The organism is Geminocystis sp. CENA526 (assembly GCF_050753365.1).
Taxonomy (GTDB): Bacteria; Cyanobacteriota; Cyanobacteriia; order Cyanobacteriales; family Cyanobacteriaceae; genus Geminocystis.
The window spans coordinates 1-5,206 of the sequence record NZ_JBLZFY010000174.1; the positions used below are offsets into that span (position 1 = coordinate 1).

General features: G+C 38.3%; 1 protein-coding gene. It reads left to right on the forward strand.

The annotated features are described in order from the left end of the window. Positions 1 to 5,206: Calx-beta domain-containing protein (locus ACN4EE_RS21935; protein ID WP_431708646.1), on the forward strand; the 5,206-nt coding region annotated here is incomplete at both ends.

Genomic DNA, 5,206 nt, shown 5'->3' on the forward strand with positions numbered 1-5,206 from the left:
ATGTCAATGGGGATGGCGTGGACGATTTAATGATTAGTGCGCCTAACGCTGGACAGTTATATACTATCTATGGTCATCCTTGGTTAGCGGACGATGGTAGTATCAAACTAGCTAATATTTCTGGTGATAATGGTTTTGTTATTGACGGTGATCTTTATAGCATTAGTGGCTATACTTTAGGTTTAAGTAATTCTAACACAAATTCCACATACAATATTAATATCCCTGTGGGTGTTTTATTCCTGCTGAATCCTAATGGAGAAGTTATTTGGCTATCAGATAATACTACCCCTGCGGTACAAGCTCTGATGCAAACTGATGGTAACTTTGTTCTCTATAGCCAATCTCAACCAGTTAATCAACCGGGTTCGGCGGAATTTGCTGTATGGGCTACTAATACTAATACTACTGGGGGAGCTTATCTCAGTTTAGCGATCGATGGTGGTTTATATATTGTCAGCAATAGCGGTTCGATTCTGGCAACCTTAAATGAAGGTTCAGCTAGTGCTACTACTAATAACACTACTTTACAAGAAGCTAATCAAATTACCTCCAGTTTTAATACTTTTATTAATAATCCACCAGAATTAAAACGTTTTACGGGTAATGGTAATAACGTGGTGATGTTGGGGGATGTCAATGGTGATGGTTTTGCTGATGTGCTTTCTGGTGGTAGTTACTCAGCAGGGGTGTTGATTTTTGGCAATAGTACCACTAATCTAGTGGATGCCTCAGTGGGTAGCGATGATATAATTATTACCGTATCAAATCAAGCTATCAATCAGTTTTTAGCGTTAGGTGATATTAACGGCGATGGTTTACAAGATTTGGGGGTAATTGATGATGATAATAACTTCTATGTACAGTTAGGTTCTTCTAATTTACCCACCCTCGGCAGTTCGATCGAACTTAGTAATGTTCTAAAAACTGGTATTACCAATGGGTTTGCCCTAGGGGATTATAACGGTGATGGTTATGATGACGTAATGTTAACTGCCACTAACTATGAGACATTTATTTATTTTGGTAACGCCCAAGGTAATTTATCATCTTCTGTCGATGTTGGTTCAGGAGTTTATAAACCGACAGGAGATATAAATGGTGACGGTTACAGTGATTTTAGTTATCAATCTAGTAGTGCAGAAACTTCTACCAGTATTGGCTATGCCAATGGATTCAATAACTTAGAAATTTCTTATGGCAACTCAAACAAAACCGTTAGCACTCAAGGATTTTTAAACCCTTCCGATGCACCTTTCTATGGCACAAATACAGGAAAAGTCGTTAATCAAGCAGGAGATTTTAATGGTGACGGTATCCCTGATATGATGTTTAGCACGGCTCAACCAGTGGGTTTAATCGTTGTGGAAACTAGCGATAGTCAAATTAGTTTCGCTTACTTTAACCATCTTGCCATTGATTGGAATAACGACACATCTGTCACTTTAGATGTTCAGACAACCACTCACACCTATAGCACGTCTGACGAAATAATGGGATTAGCTAGTTATGAGAATAATTGGTTTTTTGCCCACTCAGAGGATTATGTTTTTTGGCTGTCAGGCTCAAATATTAGCCAAGATGGAGAAAATCAATTTGGTACTGAATATGATTACGCAAAACCTCAGTTAGTGACAGCTAATGGTAACTTATACATGATTGTTGCTGGTTGGAATTCTAATAATCCCTATATTTCCATCTATAATTCTAGTAGTAACTCTTGGCAATCTGTAGATTCGAGTACGGAAGAAGATAGTTTAACTAATGCCATCACTAATACCAATGGTAATGATGTCGTCAGTGCTGCCATCGACTCTAATATTTACATTGCTTGGACACATGATAATGATCTTTATTATGGTTATTGGGATACTAATAATTCTACTTACACTCAACTCAATAACATCTCTCTGATTAGTATTATGGGTAGCAATGCGGGGGATAATGATCCTTTGTCCATGACGGCTCTCAATGGTACACTATATCTTGCCTTGAGAGATGGTAATAATAATGCGTGGATGACGACTTATAACACTAATAATTCTAGTGCGAGTTGGTCAAGTGGCGATGAGATGATGTATGTTCAAGGCAATAAACAAATTGAAGCGGAAGAAAATAGTATTACTTTATCCACTCTCAATGGAAACGTTTATGCTACTTGGTATGATGTCAACGAAATAGTTACAGATAACAGAAATGTTTATCTAACAAAATATAATAATAGTTCTTCCTCTTGGACAAATTCCCTCTTACTCAATAACGGTACTACCCCGTTAGACATAACTGGTAATGGTGATTTCCCGGGATTAAGTCCTTTTGTGTGGAGTGGTCAAACATCGGTTATCTTAGGTGATACGAACCAAAATGCTTCTAATTCGATCGTCATCAATGGACTTACTGGCAATTTTTCTGATGCTACCGCTAATAGCGATCCAACTCAATCCCCTTATAGTAGCCTAGGTAATGAAATTACCTTTATTGGTGACATCAATGGTGATGGTTTTGATGACATATTGTTAAGTGTGCCTAATTATAACAACAATAAGGGCGGTGCGTTTGTTGTTTTTGGTACGGATAGTAATGAACCTATTGACTTACAAAACTTAACCAATAACGAAAATAATACGGGTAATAAGTCCTCAGCTCAAGGATTTGCCATTGAAGGTTTACCCTCATCTTTAGCAGGAATTTCCATTAGTGGAGGTGCTGATGTTAATGGAGATGGGTTTGAAGACTTTATCATCGGTGCACCGGGGAATAATGATAACCTTACCTACGTTATTTTTGGTAGTGACTTTAATAACACTGTAAACCAAACAGGTACGATCGGTGATGATGTTATGATTGGCACGGCAACAGGGGAAAGTTTCATCGGTGGTGAAGGAGATGATCAAATTTATACTAATGGCGGTATTGACGTAGTTTACGCAGGATTAGGGGATGATTTCGTCACCGTCAATGATACTTATTTCCGCCGTTTAGACGGTGGTGCAGGTACAGATGTTTTAAGATTCGAGGGTTATAACGGGCAAGATTGGGATTTAACCACCCTTTCCCCCGGTAGTCGTTTACGCAATTTTGAGATTTTTGTCACCGAAAATTATGGAGCGAATACCCTTACCCTTAATTCTTTAACCGTTACTCAATTATCACCGACAAATACTATCACGGTGGTAATGGATGCCCATGATACTCTTAATTTAAGTTCTGATTTTAGTCTTAATGGTACAGTCTATCAGTATAATCAGAAGTTCGATCGATATACTTCCAATACTTCGGGGGCAACGGTATTACTTAATCGTATTCCGGGTGATGAGGTAACAGAAACATCTCAACTGGTACTAACAGAAGAAGGTAGCCTTGTTTTACAATCCTCATCAGGGGAGCAACTTTGGACAGCCGAAAAGAATGGAGTACAAGTAAAAGGTGCAGTTCAGGCTCTGATGCAAACCGATGGTAATTTTGTTCTTTATAATCAGGTACAACCTACCACCAAGACTGGTGTAATTAGTGCTTATATGTTAGGGTTAAGCGATGAGAATACTAATTTCACTTACAATATTGATGTACCTATAGGTGTTTTATTCTTACTCAATCCCAATGGAGAAGTGATTTGGCAATCCCCTAATACTACTCCTGCTGTACAGGCTCTCATGCAGACTGATGGTAATTTTGTTCTTTATAGTGAACCTCAATCCTTAAATGAACCTGGCTCAGATGAATATGCAGTTTGGTCAACAAAAACCAATACGAAAGATGCAGAGGGAATCGTTCTGAGTTTAGCAGAAGATGGTGGTTTATATATAGTGAACAATGATGATCGTACGATCCTGAATACCTTATATCAAGGTTCGGTAAATCCTTTTGAAAGTGAGAATACCAATGTCATCTTACAACAAGCTAATCAAATTATTACTAACCCCAATAGTTTTATTAGTAACAGTTTCGGAGAACAATATGCAATCTGGGACACTGGCACAAGTGGCTTTGGCACTTATTTACAACTAGGCGCCGATGGTGGTTTATACATTAAAAACTCTAGTGGGGAAATACTTTCTACCCTTAACTCAGGCACTCCTAACAATCCTAACATTAGTAATCCTAGTCGTTTAAACGAACAACAGGAACTTTTGAGCAATGATTCTCTTACAGCGACGTTGACGGAAATCCCTAATTTGATTAATGTTACTCAAAATGCACCCTCAACGAATACCCCAACATCTAACTCTACTGCTGAAGTCGCTTCTGTGAGTGCAGAAACCATGACATCTTATAGTTTTGATGAATCTGGTAACGAAACAGCTCAAAGTTTTGCAAGTTCTTTCTTTAGTGCTACTGCTAGTAATCCCAACGCACCCACTCGCATCTCCGTTTCTAATCCCACAGCTAACGAAGCCGATGGAGAAGTAGAATTTACCATCCAACGCACGGGAGATTTAGATAAATATGTGCAAGTGCATTATATCACCCAAGATGGACGTGGAAAATCGGGTAGTGACTATAATTCTGTTTTAGGAAGGGCAGTCTTTAAACCGGGAGAAACTACTAAAACCGTTTCTGTACCTTTAATTTTAGATGATGTTTATACGGGTACAAGGGATTTAGGCTTACTCGTCACTCTTGAAAAAGAAAGTGATACTCCATTGAGCGATGAATTTAACCTCTATATCGATTCCACTAATGGACAAATTCGTAATTGGAATCATATCATCGGAGAGCAACCCAATAGCGTCATGGGGGGTGAATTAGAATTTCGTGTCACTGCTACGGATGGTGAAGCTCAAGTTCAACTTTATTTTGAAGGTAGTAAAGAGTTTAATAATTACTATATCTTCAATAATGAAACACAACAATATGAGCCTTTTTCGGGCGCTCAATTCTTTGATGATGATGGAGATGGTAAAAACGATGGAGTGATATTAAATCTTCAAGATGGTAGTAACTATGATATTGATGGTAGCGAAAATAGTATTGTCTTCAAACGGGGATTTTTTGCCGATGGAGAAGCACCCGAAATTATCCTTGATACTGCCATGTATCGTTTCCGTAGTCTTGACACTCAAGGTGCTTATTTATACGTTGGTGCGGAAGAAAAAGAATCTGTATTAACTAACTATAGTAATAACTTTGTAGAGGAGGGATTGGCTTTTTATGTTTCCCAGACAGAAAATGATGATTTAGTCGCCTTTAATCGTTTCCGTAATAC